The 2,120-nt window shown below is 57.1% G+C and carries 6 protein-coding genes; all 6 read right to left on the reverse strand.

What is annotated here, in order from left to right:
- Nucleotides 1–63: 63 nt before the first annotated feature.
- Nucleotides 64–348 (reverse strand): hypothetical protein, encoded by a 285-nt coding sequence (locus DSM100238_RS09170; protein ID WP_152356355.1) that lies wholly within the window; start codon nucleotides 346–348, stop codon nucleotides 64–66.
- Nucleotides 348–815, reverse strand: a complete 468-nt coding sequence (locus DSM100238_RS09175) for a hypothetical protein (protein WP_152356356.1) — start codon at nucleotides 813–815, stop codon at nucleotides 348–350. Before DSM100238_RS09175 ends, DSM100238_RS09170 begins: the two co-directional genes overlap by 1 nt.
- On the reverse strand, nucleotides 812–1,183 hold the full coding sequence (locus DSM100238_RS09180) for a hypothetical protein (RefSeq protein ID WP_152356357.1): 372 nt from the start codon (nucleotides 1,181–1,183) through the stop codon (nucleotides 812–814). Before DSM100238_RS09180 ends, DSM100238_RS09175 begins: the two co-directional genes overlap by 4 nt.
- A complete protein-coding gene (locus tag DSM100238_RS09185) occupies nucleotides 1,176–1,499 on the reverse strand; it encodes a hypothetical protein (protein WP_152356358.1) in 324 nt (107 codons plus the stop codon). The genes DSM100238_RS09180 and DSM100238_RS09185 overlap by 8 nt, the downstream gene beginning before the upstream one ends.
- On the reverse strand, nucleotides 1,496–1,795 hold the full coding sequence (locus DSM100238_RS09190; RefSeq protein WP_152356359.1) for a hypothetical protein: 300 nt from the start codon (nucleotides 1,793–1,795) through the stop codon (nucleotides 1,496–1,498). Before DSM100238_RS09190 ends, DSM100238_RS09185 begins: the two co-directional genes overlap by 4 nt.
- A gap of 100 nt (nucleotides 1,796–1,895) precedes the next feature.
- The coding region (locus tag DSM100238_RS09195; RefSeq protein WP_152356360.1) for a hypothetical protein at nucleotides 1,896–2,120 on the reverse strand (225 nt) is incomplete at its 5' end.

Genomic DNA, 2,120 nt, shown 5'->3' on the forward strand with positions numbered 1-2,120 from the left:
TCCTTGCGGTTTGGTCCACGCCTCGGGTCCCATCGGAACGGGGCCCCGGCAAGCATTCTCCAGTTACTTGTCGGGGTGCATGAACTTGATGTCAGTGGCGGGCGTCAGCGAGGCGAAGGGCATGGCAATAACCATGGGAAGAAATCCCGCACGACGAAGCATGTGCGTGGGTCCGGTGACGGGACTGGCGGCCACTCCCGACATAAGCACAGAAGGGAAGGTAACAGTGTCGGGTTCGAGCGGTATGAGGTGTTCGGGTAGGGTCATGCTTGGCACGCGGATTGCACGCCATACCGCCCATGCGATGGCGATGACGTACCCGATGATTACGAGCACCAACCCGACCATCAGTCCTCACGCTCCTTCAGGGTGTTGCGCGTGTGGATGGCGAGCATGCGTGTGAGGATGTTCAACTGGCGGTTGAGCGCGTTAAGCTGGCAGACCATACCGTATTCGTCGTTGCTCCACGCGGTGTGGAAGTCGTGGTCGGCGCTGTCGAGGATGTTGTTGGAATCACGCTCAAGCAAGTCGATTTGCTGGCTGAGAATCTGTGCCGCATCCTGTGCCGCGGCTTCGGTCTCGTCGCCGTCGTCATGATCGTCGGCTCCCTCCGGTTCACTGGCGGGTTCACCGCCGAAGTACTGGCGTACCGCGTCTTCCGAGACACCGCATTCCTCCGCGAACTTTGGCACAATCAGCCAACCGAAGTCGTAAGCGAGACTGTGCATCAGCTTGCACGCTTCGTAGTTGCGGTTGGTCACTTGCGCACGTTCATGAAGGAACGCGTCGATAGCGTCGAGTTCAGGGTCGTTCATTCCTTGTCCTCCTTGGTTTCCTGTTCATCTTCTTCTTCGCTGGCGATTGCATGTGTCGGGCCTCCGGGAAAGACGACATCCTTGTCCGTGTCGCCGAACGTGGTGCGGAGCTGGATGCTTATCTCCCCGAGGGTCTGGAACACTTGCGTGAGTATCTGCGTGTTCAACCTGAGCATGTTGAACACGCTGGTGACGCTCACATCCTTCGGGGCGTCGCACGCGTCAAAGTCTTCGACGGCGGTTTTGTTGATGTCGTCGATTTCATCGAAATCGTCCCCGGTGAGCTTGTCGTACATGGTTTTCATCCTGGCGACGTTCGGGAATAGCAGATTCAGGCCGTCATCGTTGGTCTGCTTGTTGTCACTCATTGGTGTCCTCCTTCCCCGGCATTACGCTATCGACGGTTTCCTGTTCATCGTGTCGGTTTTCGATTTCTTCGAGGGCTGTGATGGCTTGCGCGTTGAGGGCGAGGAGGCGCACGTGCTCGGCGCAGGCGGCGACCCTGGCAAGATTGACGTTCAATTCGTCCAACGCATCATTGATCCGCTGAGTGACCACGTAAGAGTCGAACGGCTTACGGCAAGGGGTGAAATAGGTGATGAGGTCAGCAGCGTCTTCGGCAATACCTTCGGCCTTCTCTGCGAGTTCCGCGTATTGCGAGCTTGACGTTTTGCGCACGTTCATTCCTCAGCCTCCTCGTCTTCCGTATCGTCTTCCTGCTGGTCTAGCTTGTATGTAACGTAGAGTTCCGAGTCTGCGATGGCTTGTATGTGGAGTTCCATGGCTTTGCTCGCGGTTTTCTTCATGAGATCGAGCAGTTCTAACGCCGGGCGCGTGTCAACTGACGCGGTAGCCGCCGCGTGCAATACATTGCCCAAGATGTCGGCGTTGCTTTCGACGTCATCGATGATGCACTCAGTGGTGCTCTTCATGTGTTCGGCTGAATTGATCTGCCGGTCAAGCATTGTCTCCATGGTCACGCCGCCTTCTCGTTGAGTTGTGGGTCTGCTGCGGCTGTGCGGACGATGTCGTTCACGAGCCCGTCAAGCTTGTCACGCTTCATCTGTGTCTCCTTCCGGCTCACGCCGTCCGCTCCATTTCTCCGATTGCTTTGATTTGGCTGACTTCGCCGGGTTGGAAACCGAAGGCTTTGTAGAGGCCGACGAGCATGAGTGGCGTGCATTCGTTGGTTTTTTTGGCTCGGGCCAGTACGCTTTCGCTGACTCCGATTGCTCCGGCGAAGGCTTCGTCGGTTTTGAGTCCGCTCATTCTTTTGGCTCGGTCTAGGAAGCCGTCTCGGAAGAC

This window comes from Bifidobacterium apri, from assembly GCF_009299485.1.
GTDB lineage: Bacteria > Actinomycetota > Actinomycetes > Actinomycetales > Bifidobacteriaceae > Bifidobacterium > Bifidobacterium apri.

Excerpts from the sequence above, each read along its gene's own strand:
- DSM100238_RS09170 (WP_152356355.1), bottom strand. The coding sequence starts at position 348 with ATGGTCGGGTTGGTGCTCGTAATCATCGGGTACGTCATCGCCATCGCA.
- DSM100238_RS09175 (WP_152356356.1), bottom strand. The coding sequence starts at position 815 with ATGAACGACCCTGAACTCGACGCTATCGACGCGTTCCTTCATGAACGT.
- DSM100238_RS09180 (WP_152356357.1), bottom strand. The coding sequence starts at position 1,183 with ATGAGTGACAACAAGCAGACCAACGATGACGGCCTGAATCTGCTATTC.
- DSM100238_RS09185 (WP_152356358.1), bottom strand. The coding sequence starts at position 1,499 with ATGAACGTGCGCAAAACGTCAAGCTCGCAATACGCGGAACTCGCAGAG.